We start from the raw sequence: 20786 nt of genomic DNA on the forward strand, positions 1-20786 counted from the left end.
CACAAGACCAAACGCTGCTGAGCGAAGCCGGCTGCTCGGACGCCGGCTCGCTCAGTCCCCGCCGTCGGCCGAGGCCGGCAATTGCATGCCCGGCGTCCATCCGCTCTGCGCCAGAAACGCTTTGGGATCGTCGAGTTCGATCAGACGCTTGAGCGCGGCCTTGCGATCGTCGGCCCGCAGGTAATACGACTTCGCGATCCGATAGCCGACCCAGTAACCCAGATCGTAGGGTTCGTCAGAGCCCTTGCGATAATTGAAGAACCAGTCGGACAGATCGGTGCCGTCCATTTCGCGCACGAACCTGCCCTCGATCTGCGCCTCCTTGCCGCGCGTCCACTCGGCATGGCGCGCATTGGCGACATTGCCCGAAGTGATCTGCGCGATGAGTTCGGCCACGCCTTCGGCCATGGCCAGGCGCAGCACCGTGGCGTTGGGATCGCCTTTCTCGAAATCGGTGGGCGCGCGCTGCTGGATATGGGCGTATTCGTGCGCGATCACATGGACGAAGCGATCTTCCCGATTCGGATTCATGACATCCGCCGAGCACAGCGCTTCCAGGCCGATGGTGACGCCGGCGGGATTGGTGATTCCCACCGGCTTGCCGCGGCCGACCACGATGGCCACCGGCGGAAACCGGGCCTGGGGATACAGGGACGACAGCTTTCGGAACGTCGCCACGAGCCGGCGCTTGACCGCCGGCAGCGCGGTCAGGCACTGCTTGGCGTTTTCGTACATCGCAGGATCGCTGGCCAGCTGCTCGGCGATGCGCTGCGCGGTGACGCGCCTGGCCGCGGCGAATTCGCTCAAGCTCTGCGTGCCCTTGGCGAGGTAATCGTTCTGGATCTGCTCAACGGTCGGATGGCCGCCGGTGGCGTCGTACAAGGCATAGAAGCGGGTGACATCGTCGATGCGGATTTCCGGCCCGCGCTGCGGCTGCGCATGGGCGAAAACAGGCGCCGCGAGCGCTGCGAGAAGGACCATCGAGCGCAAAGGTTTCGGCATGGCGTCAATCCTGGAATGAGCCCGCGCAGTGCGCCGGGGCTGGGGCCGTGTGAGTTCGCGTTGACATCACAGCACACGCCCGACCGGGTCGAGAACGTGGCATTAGTCACCCATGAGCGCACGCGCTCCTATCGATCCGGCAGCGAGCGAAAAAGCCGATCGCATATGCCTGTGGCGCAAGGCCAGCCAAGCCGCCCTCAACGTGGCCGCGGCGCGAGCGATCTGTCGAGTTGGCGCCATGCGCCACGACATGCAGCGCCGCCTGTTGCGCCGGCCGCCATGCGCCGGAAGCCCGGCCAGTTTGTCGAGGCAAAGAAAAAGGCCCCTGGATTGCTCCAGAGGCCTTTCAATTTGGTGGGCTGTCAAGGATTCGAACCTTGGACCTATTGATTAAGAGTCAACTGCTCTACCAACTGAGCTAACAGCCCGATAAAACCGGAGCGACACTATAACGAACTACTGCGTGCCGCACAACTAAAAATTTGGGGTGGAAGACGGGATTTGAACCCGCGACCCCCGGAATCACAATCCGGTGCTCTAACCAACTGAGCTACATCCACCATAAACACTTGCGGGGTGAAGCGACTTACCTAAAGCGAATCTTAATACAAAACGTGGCGCGCCCGGCGGGACTCGAACCCACAACCACCGGCTTAGAAGGCCGGTGCTCTATCCGGTTGAGCTACGGGCGCCAGAGTTGAATCTTAACTGACGTCCGCCCTGATGCTATGGATGGTCGGGGCAGAGGGATTCGAACCCACGACATCCAGCTCCCAAAGCTGGCGCTCTACCAGGCTGAGCTATACCCCGAGCCGGGACTTCCGTTGCACGCCAATGCCGCGAAAGGCCGCATAGTGTGGGCGGCAGTCCGGACACTGTCAATCCTGTCCGTGCGGCCGTTGCGAATCGGTTTGAACGCCGACACAGATAGACACGCCTTCGCCGGCATCGGCCGCGCTTGCGCCGTGTATGCTTCAGCCCCAATTAGTACTCATTCTCAAGCCTCGGCCGACCCCGGCGATGCGTTTCAAAAAAGGAGCACGACCATGATGCGCAGCGGCAATCCCGCATTGAAGGAATCCACCTTCCTCGACCTCGGCACCGGCAACGTGGTGCGCGGCGGCGATCAGGTGATGACCCTGAACGGTACGGTCAACAAGACCGGCTTCCTGCTCCTGCTGACGGTGCTCACCGCGTCGTTCGCCTGGAGCCAGGTGCAGATCACCGAACATGGCGTGGTCGGCGGGGCGCCGTACCTGTGGGGCGGCGCGATCGGCGGCCTGATCCTGGCCCTGATCACCACCTTCAAGAAGACCTGGGCGCCGGTGACCGCGCCGTTGCACGCGCTGGTCCAGGGCTTCTTCCTCGGCGCCGTGTCCTCGATCTTCGAAGCGCGCTTCCCGGGCATCGTGATCCAGGCGGTGATGCTGACCTTCGGCACCTTGTTCGCGCTGCTGGCCGCCTACCGCACGGGCCTGATCAAGGCGACGGAGAACTTCAAGCTCGGCGTGGTCGCGGCCACCGGCGGCATCGCCCTGCTCTATCTGGCGTCGATCGTGCTGCGGATGTTCAACATCAACATTCCGTACATCCACGACTCGGGGATCATCGGGATCGGCTTCAGCCTGTTCGTGGTGGTGGTGGCCGCGCTCAACTTGGTGCTGGACTTCGACTTCATCGAAACCGGCGTCGAGCAAGGCGCGCCGAAGTACATGGAGTGGTACGGCGCGTTCGGCCTGATGGTCACGCTGGTGTGGCTGTACATCGAGTTCCTGCGCCTGCTGTCGAAGCTGCAGTCGCGCAACTGACGGCTCGATCGAGGCAGTACGAAAAAGGGCGCCATCGGCGCCCTTTTTCTTTGTGCGCTCACGGCGGCGCGGATACCGCCTGCCGGAAACGACGACGGCGCCCGAGGGCGCCGTCGTGGATGCCTGCCAAACGCGGCGATCGAATCAGAAGCGATCTTCGTCGTCGGTCTCGAACTTGCCTTCGTAGCCTTCCGGCGGCGGCGGCTGGTCGCCGACCGTCCACAGGCGCTCGAGCGCGTAGAATTCGCGCACGCGCGGCAGCATGACGTGCACGACCACGTCGCCGAGATCGACCAGCACCCATTCGGCCTCGCGCTCGCCTTCCACGCCCAGCGGCATGACGTCGAGATTCTTCGCGAATTTGACCACTTCGTTGGCGATCGACTTGACGTGGCGGGTCGAGGTGCCGGAGGCGACGACCATGAAATCGGTAACGCTGCTCTTGCCGCGCACATCGATTTCGACGACATCCTTGGCCTTGAGTTCTTCGACCGCAGCGTGGACCGTCTTGAGCAGGAGTTCGATCGGCGGCGGCGGGTTCGGCAGCTGGGTCTTGATGACTTGGGCTTGACTGGTCAAGAGGATGCGGCTCGTTAATGCGGGAGATGTGCCGGGATTATACCGAAGGGCCATGCGACAGCGTGCGGATCGCGCGGCACAGACGCGCGGCCCGGATCGGGCGGCCCTGAGACGGCCCGGAACGGCCGGTCAGACCACCGCTCCGCGCTGGATCGGGACCCCGTACAAACCATGGCGTTCGATGTAGGCGGCCACCGGCGCCGGCACGAACGGCTGCCAGGCCTGTCCGGCGGCGATCAGCTGGCGGACCTGGCTGGCCGATTCGGCGTGCAGCGGCTGGTGAAGGCGATAGACCCGCCCGGCCGGCGCGCCGCGCAAGGCCTCCACTTCGGCCGTCTCGCGGTTGGCTGCGATGGCTTCGACGCGTTCGTTGTCGAGCGGGCTGCCGGGACGTTCGGCGACGACGAAATGGGCCAGCTCGAACAAAGCCTGCCATTCGCGCCATTTGGGCAGGTCGAGAAAGCTGTCGGCGCCGACCAGCAGCGCCAGCGGCTGTTCCGGGCCGACTTCGGCGCGGATTTCGCGCAGGGTCTCGACGCTGTAGGACGGGCCGTCGCGGCGCAGTTCGCGGCGATCGACGATGAGATCGGGCTCGCCCGCCACAGCCAGGTCCAGCATCCGCGCGCGGTGTTCGGCGCTGGCGCCGGGCGGCGCGCGATGCGGCGGATCGGCGGCCGGCATCAGCCGCACCCGCGCGGCCAGCGCGTCGCGCGCGGCGCGGGCGATGGCCAGATGGCCGTCGTGGATCGGATCGAAGGTGCCGCCGTAGAAAACGAGCAGACTCATGGCCGCACGCGGCTCAGACGGCCGAAACCGAGAGCAGGCGCAGCGCGCGCGGCTCGGCCACCGCCAGCAGCAGGCGTTCCAGCGCCACCCAGGCGTCGCCGGCTTCGCGGCCCTTGGCCATGCGATCGACCCGTCCGGCCTGGGCCAGCAGCCCTTCCCAGCGGCGCGCGTCGTGACGCTGCAGGGCGCGGCGGTACATGGGCTGCTTGGAGTCCCAGATCCGCTGCGCCTTGAATTCAGAGGCGATGTTGCCGCCGCGGGCGGCGACCCGCGCCAAGGCGGCGGTGCGCTGCAGTTCCATCACCACCATGCCGAGCAGGGCCGGCACCGCTTCGCCCTCGGCGCGCAGGCCGGCGAGCATGCGCGAGACTTGCGCGCCCTGCCCGTTCATGGCCGCGTCCAGCACCCGGAACACGTCGAAGCGCGCGGCATCGGCGACCAGGGCCTGCATGCGATCGACGGTGAGGGTTTCGCCGTCGGACAACAGCGCGAGCTTGTCCACTTCCTGCGCGGCGGCGAGCAGATTGCCTTCGACCCGGTCGGCCAGGCTCTGCACCGCGTCGCGGTCGGCGCGCAGGCCGCGCGCGCGCAGGCGTCGTTCGATCCAGTCCGGCAGTTCGTGCGGCTTGATCGCCCAGGCCACGGCCACATGCCCGACCTTGGCCACGGTTTCGCTCCATTTGCCGCCGTGTTGCTTGCTCCATTCACCCGCGGTGATCAGCAGGCTGACATCGCCCGGCGGATCGGCGCAGAAGTCGCTGATGACCTCGGCGCCTTCCTTGCCCGGCTTGCCGGTGGGCAGGCGCAGTTCCAGCAGGCGCCGGCTGGCGAACAGGCTGGGGGCGCGGAACGAGGCCGACATCGCGTTCCAGTCGGGCTCGCGCTGGTTGCCTTCGGCTTCGAAGATTTCGCGCTCGGCGATGCCCTGCTTGCGCGCGGATGCGCGCACCGCGTCGGCGGCTTCGAGCACGCGCAGCGGTTCCGGGCCGGCGATCAGATAGACCGGACGCAGCGCTTCCTGGTCGAGCTGGGCGAGCAGGCGCTCGGGGGTGAGTTCCATGGCGGCAGGCTAGCGCCGGCGGGACGGATGCGGCGGACGCGAGCGGCTCAACGCCGTTCGCTGACCGCGCCGACCCGGCGCAGCACCGCGGCGCTCATCTCGCGGCGCATTTCGCGCATCAGGATTTCGCGCTCGCCTTCGGTGCCGATGGCATTGGTCGGGTTGGACACGTAGTCGCGCGACAGCTCGATGCTCTGGCGCGGGACCAGCGCCTTGCCGTCGGCCTTGCGCAGTTCGAACACCACCGCGTAGCGCAGGCTGTATTCCTGCACGCGGCCGAGTTCGTCGAGCGCGGCCGGGGTGTCGCCCCAGCGCTCGGACAGCAGGTCGAGGACGGCGACTTCGCTCGAATCCGGCTGCGCCGGCACGGCACCCGCGCGGGTCAGGGCCTGGGCCAGCGATTCGGCCAGCGGGCTGTAGCGGTCGGCCGAGACCACCCGCACCGGACCGAGGTCGGGCGGCAGGACCAGGGCTTGGCGCAGCTGGAATCCGCAGGCCGACAGGGTCAGCACGAGCGCGGCGAGCGACGTGCGGGTAAGAAGGGAGCGAGGCGTCATGGGCGAAGTCTGGACGAGGCGGCTGCGGGCATCAATAGGAAGACTGAACCGCGCGGGGCCCGCACGATGCGAACTGGCGCGGCGATGCGCGCGGGATCACGCAAAGGCGGCGAGGCCGGCGACGACGCGCACAGATCGCGCGCAACGCCGGTCAGTAGCGCAGTTCGTACCCGGCGAACAGCTCTTGCGCGCTCTGCGCGCCCGGCAGCGCCAGCAGGCGCTGGTACCAGGCCTCCAGCGCCGGCCAGCGGTGCCTCCAGGACTGCATGGCGACGCCGGCGTCCTGCGCCCAGGGCTCTTGCGTGAAGCACAGGTACCCCATGCAGGCCACGTCGGCGATGGTCGCTGCCGGCCCGGCCAGCCAAGGCGTCTGGCTCAGTTGCTGCTGCAGGCGGTCGAGATCGGCGATGGAGCGGCGGTCGTACCACGCCAGCACGGCCGCATCGTAGCTGCCGAACTGGCGGCCGTAGCGCGAATGGGCGAGGTTGAGGCTGATGCGGTTGGCTTCCCACGACAGCCATTCGCGCACGTGCAGGCGCTGCTCGGTGTCGGCGCCGTCGAAGCGGCGCGCGCCCTCGCCCAGGGCGTCCTGGCGGATGGCGAGGTAATCCAGGATCACGTTGGACTGGCACAACACCAGACCGTCGATCAGCAGCACCGGGATTTCGCCGTGCGCGGCGAGGTCGCGGAATTCCTGCGAACGCTGGTCGCGCGGGATGCGGATGTTGACGTGGCGCTGTTCGAAGTCGATGCCCAGCAGGCGCAGGGCGAGTGCGGCTTTGTAGCTGAAGCCGGAATCGGGGTGGCAGTAGAGGATTGCGGGCATGGGGGCTTGGTCGATTGAGGTTTGGAGGCGAAGAGCAAATCCCCCCTGCCCCCCTTTTTCAAAGGGGGGAATGCTTCGGGTGGGTGTTGATGCGGTCTGGATGGGACGCCGCGTCGGCCGCATCTTCAGCCGGCGCAACCATCGCGGCACCGTGCTTGTCTTCCCCCTTTGAAAAAGGGGGACCGAGGGGGATTCGCTTCTAAGCCCCGAAGCTTACGAAGCAACGATATTGACGATCTTCCCCGGCACCACGATCACCTTGCGCACGGTCAGCCCTTCCATGTACTTGACCACGTTCGGCTCGGCCAGCGCCAAGCGCTCGACCTCATCCTTGGGCAGATTCACCGCAACCTCGATGGTGCCGCGCAGCTTGCCGTTGACCTGCACTGCCAGCGTCACCGAATCGCGCGTCATCGCCGACGGATCGGCCTGCGGGAACGTCAGGTCTTCCAGCAAGGTCTCGCCGTGCCCCAGCACCTGCCACAGCGCGTGGCTGGTGTGCGGGGTGATCGGGTTGAGCAGCAGCACGATCGCCGTCAGGGCTTCCTGACGCAGCGCGCGGCCGTTGTCGCTGGCATCGTCGAACTTGGACAAATGATTGAGCAGTTCCATCACCGCGGCGATCGCGGTGTTGAAGCTGTGGCGGCGGCCGTAATCGTCGCCGACCTTCTGGATCGCTTCATGCAGCTGCCGGCGCAGCGTCTTCTGCGCGCCATCCAGCCCGGCCAGGTCGAGCGACGGCGCGGCGCCGTCGGCGGCGTGCTTGTGCACCGCCACCCACAGACGGCGCAGGAACCGCGCCATGCCTTCGACGCCGGCCTCGTTCCATTCCAGCGACTGGTCCGGCGGCGCGGCGAACATCGAGAACAGGCGCACCGTGTCGGCGCCGAACTTGCCGACCATCAACTGCGGATCGACGCCGTTGTTCTTCGACTTGGACATCTTCTCGATGCCGCCGATCTGCACCGGCTCGCCATCGGCCTTGAGCACCGCGCCGGTGATGCGGCCGCGGTCGTCGCGCTTGATCTCGACATCGGCCGGGTTGATCCAGTCGAAACCGCCGTTGGGCAAGATGCGGTAGAAGGTCTCCGCGATCACCATGCCCTGGGTCATCAGGTTGGTCGCCGGCTCGTCGCTGTTGACCAGGCCCTGGTCGCGCATGAGCTTGTGATAGAAGCGGAAGTACATCAGGTGCAAGATCGCGTGCTCGATGCCGCCGATGTACTGGTCCACCGGCGTCCAGTACTTGGCGCGCTCATCCACCTGCTGGGCCGCGCCCGGCGAGGTGTAGCGGGCGTAGTACCAGCTCGACTCCATGAAGGTGTCGAAGGTGTCGGTTTCGCGCTCGGCCGCGCCACCGCAGCTCGGGCAGGTGGTCTTGCGCCACTGCGGGTCGGCCTTGATCGGCGAGGCCACGCCGCTGAATTCCACGTCTTCCGGCAGCACCACCGGCAACTGGTCTTCCGGCACCGGTACGTCGCCGCACTTGGCGCACAGGATCACCGGGATCGGGCAGCCCCAATAACGCTGGCGGCTCACGCCCCAGTCGCGCAGACGGAAGTTGACCCGGCGGTTGCCGCGGCCTTCGGCTTCGAACCGCGCCGCCAGCGCATCGAGCGACTGCTGGAAATCCATGCCGTCGTATTCGCCCGAATTGACCAGCCAGCCGCGCTCGGTCCACGGGCCCTGCTCCTGGATCGCAGTCTGGAACTCTTCGACCACCTGCACCGCGGCGCTGGTTTCGTACACGTCCACCGACGGCGCGCTGCCCAGCGCGCTGCTCATCGGGTCCTTGTGCCTGCTCATGTCGCCGGCGATTTCCGCCAGCGCGTCGCGCACCGCGTCGGGCACGATCACGGTCTTGATCGGCAGGTGATAGCGCTTGGCGAATTCCCAGTCGCGCTGATCGTGGCCGGGCACGGCCATGACCGCGCCGGTGCCGTAGTTCATCAGCACGAAGTTGGCCACGAACACCGGCACTTCTTCGCCGGTGACCGGGTGGATCGCGCGCAGGCCGGTATCGCGGCCGCGCTTCTCCTGAGTTTCCAGTTCGGCTTCGGACACCCCGCCCTTGCGCAGTTCGGCGATGAAGGCGGCCAGGTCGGCGTCGGTCTGCGCGGCGTGCACGGCCAGCGGGTGCTCGGCGGCGATCGACACGAAGGTCGCGCCCATCAGCGTGTCCGGACGCGTGGTGAACACGGTCAGCGGCTCGACCGGGTTGCCGGCTTCGTCGCGCACGTCGAAACGGATTTCCAGGCCTTCGCTGCGGCCGATCCAGTTGCGCTGCATGGTCTTGACCGCATCCGGCCAGCCCGGCAGCGTGTCCAGGCCGTCGAGCAGTTCCTGCGCGTAGTCGGTGATCTTCAGGAACCACTGCGGGATTTCGCGCTTCTCGACCAAGGCGCCGGTGCGCCAGCCGCGGCCGTCGATGACCTGCTCGTTGGCCAGCACGGTCTGATCCACCGGGTCCCAGTTCACCACCGAGTTCTTGCGGTAGGCCAGGCCTTGCTTCATCAGCCGCACGAACATGCGCTGCTCGTGGACGTAGTAGTCCGGCGTGCAGGTGGCGAATTCGCGCGACCAGTCGATGGCATAGCCCATCGTCTTGAGCTGCGCCTTCATGTGGGCGATGTTGGCGTAGGTCCACTTCGCCGGCGCGGTGTTGTTCTTGATCGCGGCGTTTTCCGCCGGCAGGCCGAACGCGTCCCAGCCCATCGGCTGCAGCACATTAAAGCCGGTCATGCGCTTGTAGCGGCTGATCACGTCGCCGATGGTGTAGTTGCGCACGTGGCCCATGTGCAGCGCGCCGGAGGGGTACGGCAGCATCGACAGGCAGTAGTACTTGGGCTTGTCCGAGCGCTCATCGACCTCGAACGCGCGCGTGCCGTCCCAGAAACGTTGCGCGGCGGCTTCGATCAGGCCGGGCTCGAAGGCCAGGGGATCGTTCTGGGGGTCGTTCGGGGCGGGGGCGGCGTCGGACACAGGCAGGTAATGGCGATGGGACAGGACCGGCAAGCCTACCGCAGCGCACAAAAGCCCGCCACGCACCGGAGCCGGTCGATCGGCGCGATTCGGCGATCCGGGCCCGCCCTGGCCCGCGATCGCGCCTCGGGGATCGCGCGCGGCGAGGCCATCGGCGGGCGAAATCGCCGTGCGTTCATTCCGCGAACCGGAGCGCGGTCGGCGCTCCGGTTCACGGCGGGCTGGCGCCCGGGAACCTCAACTCACACGCAAATGCGCGCGACCGGCTGGCCCGACTTGTCGTAGATCACCTGCTCGGTCTTGCCCACCGGGCACGGCTGGGGCAAGGGCTTGAAGATGTCGGAGCTGACGACAACGCCCGGCACCGACGCGGATTTACGCTCGGCCGCGTTGACGGCGAAGGACAGAACGCAGGCGGCCACGATCAGGGCCGGACAGATCAACTTGCTCATAAAAGAATCGACTCGCTGTGGCGAACCGGACAGACGTGGCGATGGCCTGGAACCCCCGGTCCGTAATGGCTCCCTGCCGGCGCCCACCTTGCGCAGCCCCGGCCGCGCTGGCAACCGCCCGCAACCGCCGCGGCGGTTTTTTTTGGCCAACCCGGTTACGGAATCGGGATCGCACCCGGCCCGGAGCGCTTCGGCGCGCCGACCATACGCCGGCGTGTTCGAGCCGGCGGCTGTTCGTGAGCAAGGCCGGGGGCCTTCGCGACTGCGCAACGGACCGGCCAATTACTGCCGGGTCCGGCAGCTCCAATCGATGCTGCGGCAGCTGGCGGGCAAGTACAGCGGCGCCGGCTCGCCGTCGCGCGTGCAGATCCAGACGGCCCTGCCGTCTGCGTCCGTCGCCGGCAGCGCGGCCTCGCCGGCGGGACACACCAGCGGCGGCTGGCGGTTGGCGCGATCGGTGCCGCCATTGCCTTCGCCGCTGGTGTCGCCGTCGCCGGCCGCGAAAGCGCAGGTGCTGCACAACGCGAATAGCGCTGCGATGAGGAATCGGGTTTTCATGCGTGGCTCCTTGATCGAATCGGGTGCGGACATCCGCGGATTGGGGCCGAAAGCGAGCGCAGGGCGGCGCTCGCCCCGCCCCGCGGCAAGACTCGGGATTCGCGCGGTATTCGGCTCATCCCCGCGCCGGCATCGTCCGATGGTGGCCTTCGCCGCCGCGGCGCATGCGTCGAGTAGTACCTTAGTCACGTTGACCCATCGCCGGCCCGGCTTGCATGCTGCGACGGCTTCGGCAGTCGCGCAGGGGCTTGCTCGCGCGGCTCCCCTCGTCGATGCACATCGCGATTCGTCCTGCGCGCCGCGCGGCGAATCTTCGGGCGCCCACGCCCGCACTCAGCCGGAATTGCCCATGACCCGCCTGTCCGTCGCCGTATCGATCGTTCTCGCCGCCAGCGCCGGCGCGCTCGCCGCCCCCGTCCACGCCGCCGAACCGGTGGCCTTGCAGTGCGGACGCCTGTTCGACGCGCGCAGCGGGAAAATCCTCTCGGCGCGCACCGTGGTCGTGCGCGAGGGCAAGATCGAGAAGATCCTCGACGGCCGCAGCGAGGCGCCCGGCGCGCGCGCGATCGATCTGTCCCAGCACACCTGCACGCCCGGCTGGACCGATCTGCACGTGCACATGAGTTCGCAGTCCAGCCCGCAGAGCTATTCGGAAGGCTTCCGCCTGGACGACACCGACTTCGCCTTCCGCTCGGTCGGCTATGCGAAGAAAACCCTGCTGGCCGGCTTCACCAGCGTGCGCGATCTGGGCGGCGAAGTGGCGCCGCATCTGCGCGACGCGATCAACCAGGGCCTGGTCGATGGCCCGCGCATCTGGGCGGCCGGCAAGTCCATCGCCACCACCGGCGGCCACGCCGATCCCACCAACGGCTACAACGACGCACTCTCGCACCTGATCGGCCCGCCCGGCCCGACCGAGGGCGTGATCAATTCCATCGACGACGCGCGCCAGGCCGTGCGCCAGCGCTACAAGGAAGGCAGCGACGTCATCAAGATCACCGCCACCGGCGGCGTGCTCAGCTATGCGCGCTCCGGCGACGCGCCGCAGTTCACGGTGGAAGAAGTCAAAGCCATCGTCGATACCGCGAAGGACTACGGCTACCGCGTCGCCGCGCACGCGCACGGCACCGAGGGCATGAAGCGCGCGGTGCTCGGCGGCGTCACCTCGATCGAGCACGGCACCTACATGGATGCCGAGGTCATGTCGCTGATGAAGCAGAAAGGCGCGTGGTACGTTCCGACCATCTACGCCGGCCGCTTCGTCGCCGACAAGGCCAAGCTCGAGGGCTACTTTCCCGAAGTGGTGCGGCCCAAGGCCGCGCGGATCGGCGCTTTGATCCAGCAGACCGCCGCCAACGCGTACAAGAACGGGGTCAAGATCGCCTTCGGCACCGACATGGGCGTGGGCCCGCACGGCGATAACGCGCGCGAATTCCTGTACATGGTCGAAGCCGGCATTCCCGCGTCGGTGGCCCTGCAGGCCGCGACCATCCGCGCCGCGGAAGTGCTGGGCGTGGACGATCAGGGCGTGATCGAAGCGGGCAAGCGCGCGGACATCGTCGCGGTCAAGGGCGATCCGGTCGAGGACATCAACACGGTCATGAACGTGGATTTCGTGATGAAGGACGGACAGGTCTACAAGCAGGCGCTGTGAGCGCTTGCTGACCGCCTGAGCGAACCATCCACGCCCCGGCCGTCCTGCGGCCGGGGCGTTGTTTTTTCAGGTCGCGCATGACCGGCGCGAGCGATGCGATATCGCGCAGTCGTTCTGCGAACGACACAGCGCCGGCCAGCGAGCGGCGCCGAGCGATCACACGCTCGTGACGGTCGCGGTTCCGACCGAGTCCTCAGTTTCGCCAGCGCGCCGGCATCGAACGCCGATGCATTGCCGCGCCCGTGAGCGCGGTCACGGCGATCATGGCGACGCCGTGACATAAGTCATGAGACCGAACCACGTTCGCGCGGACCAGCGTCACTACCGCATCCACCCGGACCGTTCGCGCCCCTGAGAAAAGGAGTTCGCATGAAATCCTGGTCGTTGATCGCCGCGCTGGCCGCGGGTTGTTTCGGCTTCGCCGCGGCCTTCACCACCGCGCCCTCGCAGGCCGCGGGGCGATGCCCGTTCTGCCAGGAACGCCTGGATATCTGCCTGGAGCACGCGACCACGCCGGCGCGCGAGGCCGCTTGCCAGGCTTCGTTCGATCGATGCCTCGTGAGCGCCTGCCCCTGAGCCGATCCCAAGTTTCGCCGTTGCCGCAACAAGGCCTATGCGGAATTCGTTCCGCGATGGGCGCCGGTTACGACTGGCCTTGTTGCGGCATCGGCACCACTCCCGCAACGACCGCCGCCGCATCTTCCAAGGAATGACCGATGCATATCGCATGGCAGCGCAGCACTCTTCTGGCGATCGCGATCGCCACCGCCGCTTTCGGTTTCACCGCCACGCTCCGGGCCAGCGAGCCTTGCCACTGCGAGGCGCAACGCCAGCAATGCATCGCCGACAATCAGGACAACTGGCCCGGCCCGCAACTGGATTGCGATGTGATGTTCCGCCTGTGCTCGCGCAGGACCTGCGCGAGCTGATCGCCCGCGCGCTGCAGCGCAAATCCAGTCGGGTTCGCGCGCGGCGACACCCGACGGCACTCAATCATCCCGGCGATCCACGCCGCGACCACGCCGCGGCGACATAGGCCACCAGCCACGCCAGCAGCGCCACGCGCTGCGCCGGCGCCGACGGCGCCACGCGCAGATCGGCCAGAACGATCGCCAAGGTCAGCACCGCCGCCGCGGCCAGCGCGATCGCGCCGAAACGCCGCCATGCCGGCGCCGCCAGCGTCGCCCGCGCCAGCAACAGCGCGCCCGGCACGAACGCCAGCCCCCACAGCAGCCACGCCAGCGCGTGCAAACGGCTGGCCTGCGCGTCCAGATCCTGCGGATCGAGCGACGCCACGCCCTGCGCCGCCCAGGCCAGCGCCGACCACAGCCACAGCCATGCGCCGATCCGCGCCGACGCGCCGCGCGCCTGCAGCGCATCGCGCAACCGCCACGCCCCCCAGGCCAGCACCAACCCCGGGCCGAGGTAGGCCAGCAGATTGAACGCCAGCGCGTGCTCGATGCCGCGCGCGCCAAGCAGGCCCGGCGGATGCCGCCATTGCGAATAGCCGTCGAGCGCCGCGCCGAAACCGAGCAAGGCCGCCACGCAACACAGCGCCGCGGCCAGAGCGAGCGAGCGCGCGCCGGACGCGATCGCGGCGTCGCCGCCAGTGGAATTCGCGGCCGCGGCGGCGGCCGGTTTCGATGAGCGTTTCATCGCGACATGCTAGCGTGCGCTGCCGCGGCGCGCGCCGGCCGGGCCACCGCTTGCCTGACGCGCGCATCGCCCCCACCTCGGGTTTCGACCCCGCACAGCCTCACGAGCCAGCCGATGACCGCACCCGCCAAACCCCACGTCTTCGACGCCACCGCCGACCGCTTCCAGGACGAGGTCCTGCAGAAATCGCTGACGACGCCGGTCCTGATCGATTTCTGGGCGGAATGGTGCCAACCGTGCAAGACCCTCGGTCCGATCCTGGAAAAGCTGGCCGGCGAATACCACGGCGCGTTCGAACTGGCCAAGGTCGATGTCGAGGCCGAGCAGCAGCTCGGCGCCGCGTTCCAGATCCGCTCGATCCCGACCGTGTTCCTGGTCAAGGACGGGCAACTGGTGGACGGTTTCGCCGAAGCGCTGCCGGAAAGCGCGGTGCGCGAATTCCTCAAGCACCACGGCATCGAGCCGGCCGCCGCGCCGGTGGAAGAACCCGTGGAAGCGCAGGCGCCCGCGCTCGATCCGCATGCCGAAGTCGTGCGCCTGCGCTCTGAGGTGGCCGCACAACCGGACAAGGCCGAGCTGCGGCTCGACCTGGCCCTGGCCCTGCTCGACACCGGCGCTGCGCACGAGTCCGAACAACTGCTCGACGCCCTGCCCGCCAATCTGGCTACCGACGACCGCAGCCTGCGCGCCCGCGCCCGCCTGGGCTTCATCGCCGCCAGCAAGGACGCGCCGCCGGTGCCGACGTTGGAAGCGGCGGTCGCCGCTCAACCTGAAGACCTGCAGGCGCGTTACCTGCTCGGCGCGCGCCTGATCGCCGCCGGCCGCGACGAGCCCGGCCTGGAGCAGTTCATCGAAATGCTGCGCCGCGACCGCGCCTTCCAGGACGGCTTGCCGCGCAAGGCCCTGATCGATGCGTTCCGGGTGGTCGCCGACGAAGACCTGGTCGGCAAGTACCGGCGCAAGATGTCCTCGCTGCTGTTCTGATCGACCGGTGGCGCCCGGCCTAGCCGGCCGGCGCGCCGCATCCGCGGCGGCCCGAACCCAGCGTAATCGTCGCGAGACTTGACTATACGCTGCCGTATGGCAGGCTGGGCACGCCTTCCCCACCCGCGCCTGCATGAAAGCCTCGACCCTGCGACACGGCCTGAATCTGTGGCCGCCGTTCCTGTTCTCCGGTATCCACGTCGCCCAGATCGCGTCCGACTACCGCCACGCCACCGTCGAGCTGCGCATGCGGCCGTGGAACCGCAACTACGTCGGCACCCATTTCGGCGGCAGCCTGTTCTCGATGACCGACCCGTTCTGGATGCTGCTGGCGATGAACGCGCTGGGTCGCGACTACATCGTCTGGGACCGCGCCGGCGCCATCGAATTCGTCAAACCCGGCCGCGGCACCGTGCGCGCGCAGTTCGACCTGGACGACGCGGTGCTGCGCGAACTGCGCGAAGCCACCGCCGGCGGCGACAAATACCTGCGCTGGTTCGACACCGACATCACCGACGCCAGCGGCGAAATAGTGGCCAAAATCCGCAAACAGCTGTACGTGCGGCGCAAGCGCGACCGCTGAATGCCGCCGCGGGCGCGCCGCGCGGGGCCACAATGAGACGCAAAGCAACATTCGTTGCACGCCCCGGAAGTACGGCAGCCGCGCATACAGGCTTGTAAATAAAGGCATAGAAAAGCCACACTACGCGTCACGCGGGCACTGCCGCAGCGTTATGCTGCACAGTCGCGACACGGGGCCGCGAATGTCGAATGTCACACCGCAAACCGATGCAGTCAGCGCGCCGATGCCGGAGATCCCCGGCTACCGGTTGAGCCGGATCATCAACCACGGCGGCTTGTCCACGGTCTACCTGGGCGAGCAGATCGCGCTTGGGCGCGAAGTGGCGATCAAGATCATGCTGCCGCACGCGCTGGCCGACGAGGTCAGCCGCCGCCGCTTCGAAAACGAAGTGCGCACCATCGCGCGGCTGGAACACCCGCACGTGGTCAGCATCCACGAAGTCGGCCGCACCCGCGACGGCCTGCCCTACTACGCCATGCCGTTCCTGCCGCGCGGCCATCTGGGCAAGCGCATCGAGCAAGGCTTCGCGCGCGGCGAAGTGGATGTCATCTCGATCATGGAGCCGCTGCTGTCGGCGCTGGAGTACGCGCATGCGCGCGGCGTCGTGCATCGCGACGTCAAGGCCGAGAACGTCCTGTTCGACGTCACCGAACGCCCGCTGCTGGCCGATTTCGGCATCGCCCTGCGCCGCGGTTTCGGCGCGCGCATGACCGCGACCGGCCTGGCCGTGGGCAGCACCGCCTACATGGCGCCGGAGCAGGCGCGCGGCGAAGAAGTCGATGGCCGCGCCGATCTCTACAGCCTGGGCGTGCTGTGCTGGGAAATGCTCACCGGCCGCCTGCCGTTCGAAGCGCCCGACGCGCTGTCGATGGCGGTGATGCACGCGCAGAACCCGATTCCGAAACTGCCGCCGCCGCTCAAGCACTGGCAGCGTTTCATGAACCGCGCGCTGTCCAAGCAGCCCGACCAACGTTTCGACGACGCCGCCGAAATGGCCACGGCGCTGGCCGAGATCAAGCATCGCGGCGAGATGAGCGGTTTCGGCCGCATGATGAGCCACCTGCGTCCGCTCAAGCGATGGGCCACGCCGGCCTGGGCCGGGCTGGCGGTGGTCGCCATCGCCGTGGTCACCATCGCGTTCGCGCTGAACCGGGTCGAGAAAGACGGCTTCTTCCGCGTCGATCCGGCCACCGCCGACAAGACCAGCGCGGCCGCCGCCGACAACGATCCGACCCAGGCGATGATGGCGCCGCTGCCGCAGGCGCCGCTGCAGGATTCGCTGCAGTCCGCGCGCACCTATATCGCGCAGGGACGATTGGCCTCGCCGGCCGACGCCAACGCCTACAACAGCCTGTTGACCGCCTGGCATCTGGACAGCACCAATCCGGAAGTCGCAGTGGTAGTCACCGAACTCACGCAGGCCTTCGCGAACGAACTCGAACGCGATCTGCGCGAAGGCCGCGACCAGCGCGCGCGCGAACATCTGGTCAACGCCACCGCCCTGGGCCAGCAGACCGGCACCGCCGATTCCGACGCGCAGCGCGGTCTGCGCGGGAAAGCCGAGCAGGCCTTGCAGGCGCGGCTGGAACTGGCCGCGCGTCGCGGCGACGGCGCCGACGCCGGCAAGGTGATCGCGCTGGCGGACGAATTCGGACTGTCGCGCGCGGCGTCCAGCAAGTTGATCGCCCAGGCCCGCGGCATCGCCGGCGACGGCAGCGTCGCGCGCGGCCTGAGCACCAGCGCGATCTCCCCGGCCGCCAGCGTCGCGGTGAGCTTCAATCCGCGTCCGGTCAGCCGCGGCGAGTACGCGCGTTTCGCCAGCGCCCATCAGCGTTCGCCGGCGCTGTGCCGCGAACGCGTGTCGTTGCTGCGGATGATCGCGCCGAAGGACTGGAAGGCGCCGGGCTTCGATCAGACCGAATCCGAGCCGGTGGTGTGCGTGTCGATTTCCGACGCCGAGGCGTATGCGCAGTGGTACAGCCGGCAGACCGGCCGCCGCTATCGCCTGCCGACCGCGGAAGAAGCCCAGCGCATGCCCGGCAGCAGCGGCCGCGCCTTGTCGATGTGGTCGGCCGATTGCGGCCGCAACTGCCAGCAGCGCCAGGTCGGCGGCAATTCCTGGCGCAGCGGGACGCCGCAGCGGCCGCTGAGCGCGGGGCGCGGGTACGACGACGTCGGGTTCCGGTTGGTGCGCGAACGCTGAGGTTGGGCGCGGAGCGAATCCCCCGCGCCTTTGGTATTTCCGGACTTCGTATTGGCGCAAGGCGCCCGCCCCCTCAACAAAGTGGGCGACGATTGGCGCGGGTCGTTCCTGCGATCAAGCGCGTTACTCATCGCCCACTTTGTTGAGGGGGCGAGCGCCTTGCGCAACTCCCTGAAACGCCATCCTCGACCGGCGCGGGGGATTAGCCCCCACATCGCACGAACCCACACCCGCCCCTGTCCCCTACAATCGCGCCCATGCGCTCGCCCAACCTGCAACGCCTGTTCCTCACCGGCCTTCTCACCCTGCTGCCGATCTGGCTGACCTGGGTGGTCGTCAAATTCGTGTTCGTGCTGCTGTCCGATACCAGCCGGCCGCTGATCGGGCCGCTGCTCAACAATCTCGCCACGACCTCGCCGCAAGCGCTGGGCTGGTTGAACGATCAGTGGGTACAGACCGCCATCGCCCTGGCCGCGACGCTCGGCGTGATCCTGCTGTCCGGCGCGATGGCGCGGCGCGTGGTCGGCCAGACCGTGCTGCGCTGGTTCGAGTCGCTGATCAAACGCATCCCGCTGGCCAGCACCATCTACGGCAGCGCGCGGCAGTTGCTCGACATCCTGCAGACCAAGCCCGACGGCACCCAGCGCGTGGTGCTGGTGGACTTCCCGCACAACCAGATGAAGTCGATCGGCTTCGTCACCAAGGTCATGCGCGAGGAAGGCACCGGCCGCGAACTGGCCGCGGTATACGTGCCGACCACGCCCAATCCGACCTCCGGCTATCTGGAAATCGTGCCGGTGGAACTGATCACTCCGACCGACTGGACCGTCGATCAGGCGATGAGCTTCATCATCTCCGGCGGCGCGGTGTCGCCGGCGACGATTCCCTTCTCCGCTCCCGCCGCCAACGCGGCGACCGATACGGATACTCCCGCATGATCCCTGTCCTGGTTTCCGCGTTGCGCGCAGCGGCGGCCGCGACCGCGCTGCTGGCCGGCGCCGCGCTCGCCGCGCCGACCACGGCGCTGACGCCGCATCCGGTCAAGCTCGACGACGGCCGCAGCTTCAATCTCAACCTGCCCGCCAACCTGGACATCGTGCCGGTGGTGCAAGGCCTCAAGCGCGTGCGCTTCTTCGCCCGCAGCCCCGACGGCCGCCTGTTCGTCACCGACATGCACGATCTGAGCGACAACAAGCTCGGCCGCGTGTACGCGCTGGACGGCTGGGACGAGAAGACCGAGCGCTACACAAAGGTATCGGTGTATCTGGACAAGCTGCGCAATCCCAACAGCGTGGCGTTCCATACCGATCCGGCCGGGCAGTCGTGGCTGTACCTGGCCAACACCGACAAGCTGCTGCGTTATCGCTACCGCAACGGCGACCTCAAGCCGTCCTCCGAGCCCGAAGCGCTGGCGAGCTTTCCCGACTACGGCCTGAGCTACAAATACGGCGGCTGGCATCTGACCCGCACCCTGGCGTTCGGCGGCGGCAAGCTCTACGTCTCGGTCGGCAGCAGCTGCAACGCCTGCGTCGAGAAAGAAGACGTGCGCGCGGCGATCCTGCAGATGAATCCCGACGGCAGCAGCCGCCGCATCTACGCCAGCGGCCTGCGCAACGCGGTCGGTTTGCTCTATCGCGACGGCAAGCTGCTGGCGACCAACCAGGGCTCGGACCATCTGGGCGACCAGAAGCCGGACGAGACCATGTTCGTGGTGCAGGACGGCGCGGACTATGGCTGGCCGTATTGCTATTACAGCAACGGCAAGGTCGCCGCCGACCCCAAGTTTCCGCGCAAGAGCGGCTGCGCGAATGCGCCGAAGACGTTCTCGTATTTTCCCTCTCACGCTTCCGCACTCGGCTTCGGTTGGTTTCCGGCCAGCGACAACGGCCAGTTGCGCGATGAGTACGTGGTCGCGTTGCACGGCGCCAGCAAGCTCGCGCTCAATCACGGCTACCGGCTGGTGCGGGTCAAGGCCGACGGCCGCAGCGGCGGCGACTTGGTCACCGGCTTCCTGGCGAACGGCAAAGTGCTCGGCCGTCCGTGCGACGTGCTGCGCACCGGCCGCGACAGTTTCCTGTTCACCGACGACAAAAGCGGGGTGATCTACCGCGTGAGGCCGAAGCGATGAGCGCGGGCGAGTCCAGCATCCCCTTCGCCACCGGCGAAGGCACGCGTACCTTGCAGGATCGCTCGCTGCGATTGTTCATCGTGTTGTCGGCGTTCTTCTGCGTCAACGCGGCGCTGGCCGAGTTCATCGGGGTGAAGATCTTCGCCCTGGAAGACACGCTCGGGATCGCGCCGCTGCAATGGAACCTGTTCGGCCAGAACGGCTCGCTGAACTTCACCGCCGGCACTCTGCTGTGGCCGGTGGTGTTCCTGATGACCGACGTCATCAACGAATTCTTCGGCCGTCGCGGCGTGCGCATGATTTCCTGGCTGGCGGCGATCCTGATCGCGTACGGCTTCTTGTTCGCCTTCGCCGCGATCGCGCTGGCGCCGGCCGGCTGGTGGGTCAAGGCCGCGCAGGCGCAGGGCGTGCCGGATTACCAGGCCGCCTTCGCGGCGATCTTCGGCCAGGGCATGTGGAGCATCGGCGGCTCGCTGGTGGCCTTCATGCTCGGCCAGCTGATCGACGTGGCGGTGTTCCACCGCATCCGCAGCGTCACCGGCGACAAGCACATCTGGCTGCGCGCCACCGGCTCGACCGCGGTGTCGCAACTGGTGGACAGCTTCGTGGTGCTGTACATCGCCTTCGTGCTCGGTCCGCAGCACTGGCCGATTCCGCAGTTCCTGGCGATCGGCTCGGTCAACTACGTCTACAAGATGCTGGCGGCGGTAGCGATGATCCCGCTGATCTATCTGCTGCGGGTGTGGATCCACGGCTATCTGGGCCATGCGCGGGCCAAGCAGTTGCAGGACGAGGCGGCAGCGGACTGAAGGCGCGCGCCCCGATCGCTTCCCGGCCCGCCTTCGCCCAGCCGATGTTCGCCAAGCCGATGCGCGAAGGGTTGCGCGCGTAACCGCGTCTTCGGGTCGCGCCGATCCGGCATTGGCGCGCATAACCCGCATCGCGGACGCCGCCGCATGACCTTCGGC

General features: G+C 67.7%; 20 protein-coding genes and 4 tRNA genes. 10 read left to right on the forward strand and 14 right to left on the reverse strand.

The features are described 5' to 3' along the window. Positions 1–51 precede the first annotated feature (51 nt). From LG3211_RS15285 to LG3211_RS15305, 5 genes are all read right to left on the reverse strand, one after another. Positions 52–1002 (reverse strand): DUF2268 domain-containing putative Zn-dependent protease, encoded by a 951-nt coding sequence (locus tag LG3211_RS15285; RefSeq protein ID WP_057943588.1) that lies wholly within the window; start codon positions 1000–1002, stop codon positions 52–54. Positions 1003–1354: 352 nt separating this feature from the next. Beyond that, positions 1355–1430 (reverse strand) — tRNA-Lys (locus LG3211_RS15290). A gap of 55 nt (positions 1431–1485) precedes the next feature. Next, positions 1486–1562 (reverse strand) — tRNA-His (locus LG3211_RS15295). Between the two features lie 55 nt (positions 1563–1617). Next, positions 1618–1694, reverse strand: a tRNA-Arg gene (locus LG3211_RS15300). A gap of 41 nt (positions 1695–1735) precedes the next feature. Then, positions 1736–1812, reverse strand: a tRNA-Pro gene (locus LG3211_RS15305). 236 nt (positions 1813–2048) lie between these two features. Here LG3211_RS15305 and LG3211_RS15310 point away from each other — a divergent pair. Next, positions 2049–2810, forward strand: coding sequence for a Bax inhibitor-1/YccA family protein (locus LG3211_RS15310; RefSeq protein WP_083512566.1), 762 nt, complete (start codon positions 2049–2051; stop codon positions 2808–2810). A 144-nt stretch (positions 2811–2954) separates the two neighbouring features. Here the strand turns inward: LG3211_RS15310 and rsfS are convergent, their stop codons facing one another. The 8 genes from rsfS to LG3211_RS15350 form a co-directional block, all read right to left on the reverse strand. After that, a complete protein-coding gene (rsfS, locus tag LG3211_RS15315; RefSeq protein WP_057943589.1) occupies positions 2955–3389 on the reverse strand; it encodes a ribosome silencing factor in 435 nt (144 codons plus the stop codon). A 129-nt stretch (positions 3390–3518) separates the two neighbouring features. After that, positions 3519–4175, reverse strand: coding sequence for a nicotinate-nucleotide adenylyltransferase (nadD, locus tag LG3211_RS15320; protein ID WP_057943590.1), 657 nt, complete (start codon positions 4173–4175; stop codon positions 3519–3521). A 13-nt stretch (positions 4176–4188) separates the two neighbouring features. Beyond that, a complete protein-coding gene (gene holA, locus LG3211_RS15325) occupies positions 4189–5235 on the reverse strand; it encodes a DNA polymerase III subunit delta (RefSeq protein WP_057943591.1) in 1047 nt (348 codons plus the stop codon). 47 nt (positions 5236–5282) lie between these two features. Continuing rightward, entirely contained in the window at positions 5283–5792 is a 510-nt protein-coding gene (locus LG3211_RS15330; RefSeq protein ID WP_057943592.1) for an LPS-assembly lipoprotein LptE, read from the reverse strand. A gap of 151 nt (positions 5793–5943) precedes the next feature. Beyond that, positions 5944–6618, reverse strand: coding sequence for a glutathione S-transferase family protein (locus LG3211_RS15335; RefSeq protein WP_057943593.1), 675 nt, complete (start codon positions 6616–6618; stop codon positions 5944–5946). A gap of 213 nt (positions 6619–6831) precedes the next feature. Next, a complete protein-coding gene (gene leuS / locus LG3211_RS15340; RefSeq protein WP_187313201.1) occupies positions 6832–9555 on the reverse strand; it encodes a leucine--tRNA ligase in 2724 nt (907 codons plus the stop codon). A gap of 287 nt (positions 9556–9842) precedes the next feature. Then, positions 9843–10052 carry a hypothetical protein gene (locus tag LG3211_RS15345; RefSeq protein ID WP_057943595.1) on the reverse strand — a complete coding sequence of 70 codons (210 nt, stop codon included), beginning with the start codon at positions 10050–10052 and terminating at the stop codon, positions 9843–9845. Between the two features lie 282 nt (positions 10053–10334). Next, positions 10335–10610 carry a hypothetical protein gene (locus LG3211_RS15350; protein ID WP_057943596.1) on the reverse strand — a complete coding sequence of 92 codons (276 nt, stop codon included), beginning with the start codon at positions 10608–10610 and terminating at the stop codon, positions 10335–10337. Positions 10611–10959: 349 nt separating this feature from the next. On the opposite strand from LG3211_RS15350, the gene LG3211_RS15355 reads away from it, so the two are divergent. The 3 genes from LG3211_RS15355 to LG3211_RS15365 all read left to right on the forward strand — a co-directional run bounded on the left by LG3211_RS15355 (position 10960) and on the right by LG3211_RS15365 (position 13193). Further along, positions 10960–12264 (forward strand): metal-dependent hydrolase family protein, encoded by a 1305-nt coding sequence (locus tag LG3211_RS15355; RefSeq protein ID WP_057943597.1) that lies wholly within the window; start codon positions 10960–10962, stop codon positions 12262–12264. Between the two features lie 369 nt (positions 12265–12633). Next, on the forward strand, positions 12634–12840 hold the full coding sequence (locus tag LG3211_RS15360) for a hypothetical protein (RefSeq protein ID WP_057943598.1): 207 nt from the start codon (positions 12634–12636) through the stop codon (positions 12838–12840). Positions 12841–12980: 140 nt separating this feature from the next. Then, positions 12981–13193 (forward strand): hypothetical protein, encoded by a 213-nt coding sequence (locus LG3211_RS15365; protein ID WP_057943599.1) that lies wholly within the window; start codon positions 12981–12983, stop codon positions 13191–13193. Positions 13194–13257: 64 nt separating this feature from the next. Here LG3211_RS15365 and LG3211_RS15370 read toward each other — a convergent pair whose 3' ends face one another. Beyond that, positions 13258–13920, reverse strand: coding sequence for a DUF998 domain-containing protein (locus LG3211_RS15370; protein ID WP_057943600.1), 663 nt, complete (start codon positions 13918–13920; stop codon positions 13258–13260). 114 nt (positions 13921–14034) lie between these two features. Between LG3211_RS15370 and LG3211_RS15375 the strand changes: the two genes are divergently transcribed. The 6 genes from LG3211_RS15375 (at position 14035) to LG3211_RS15400 (ending at position 20627) form a co-directional block, all read left to right on the forward strand. Then, positions 14035–14904 carry a tetratricopeptide repeat protein gene (locus LG3211_RS15375; protein WP_057943601.1) on the forward strand — a complete coding sequence of 290 codons (870 nt, stop codon included), beginning with the start codon at positions 14035–14037 and terminating at the stop codon, positions 14902–14904. A gap of 133 nt (positions 14905–15037) precedes the next feature. After that, complete coding sequence (locus tag LG3211_RS15380; RefSeq protein WP_057943602.1) at positions 15038–15487, forward strand: DUF4442 domain-containing protein; 450 nt, start codon at positions 15038–15040, stop codon at positions 15485–15487. Between the two features lie 181 nt (positions 15488–15668). After that, complete coding sequence (locus LG3211_RS15385; RefSeq protein WP_187313028.1) at positions 15669–17690, forward strand: bifunctional serine/threonine-protein kinase/formylglycine-generating enzyme family protein; 2022 nt, start codon at positions 15669–15671, stop codon at positions 17688–17690. Between the two features lie 257 nt (positions 17691–17947). Then, complete coding sequence (locus LG3211_RS15390) at positions 17948–18628, forward strand: DUF502 domain-containing protein (protein WP_148648930.1); 681 nt, start codon at positions 17948–17950, stop codon at positions 18626–18628. Continuing rightward, positions 18625–19818 carry a PQQ-dependent sugar dehydrogenase gene (locus tag LG3211_RS15395; RefSeq protein WP_148648931.1) on the forward strand — a complete coding sequence of 398 codons (1194 nt, stop codon included), beginning with the start codon at positions 18625–18627 and terminating at the stop codon, positions 19816–19818. The genes LG3211_RS15390 and LG3211_RS15395 overlap by 4 nt, the downstream gene beginning before the upstream one ends. Next, entirely contained in the window at positions 19815–20627 is an 813-nt protein-coding gene (locus LG3211_RS15400) for a queuosine precursor transporter (protein ID WP_057943605.1), read from the forward strand. Before LG3211_RS15395 ends, LG3211_RS15400 begins: the two co-directional genes overlap by 4 nt. Positions 20628–20786: the final 159 nt, after the last annotated feature.

It is taken from the genome of Lysobacter gummosus (assembly GCF_001442805.1).
GTDB classification, from domain to species: domain Bacteria; phylum Pseudomonadota; class Gammaproteobacteria; order Xanthomonadales; family Xanthomonadaceae; genus Lysobacter; species Lysobacter gummosus.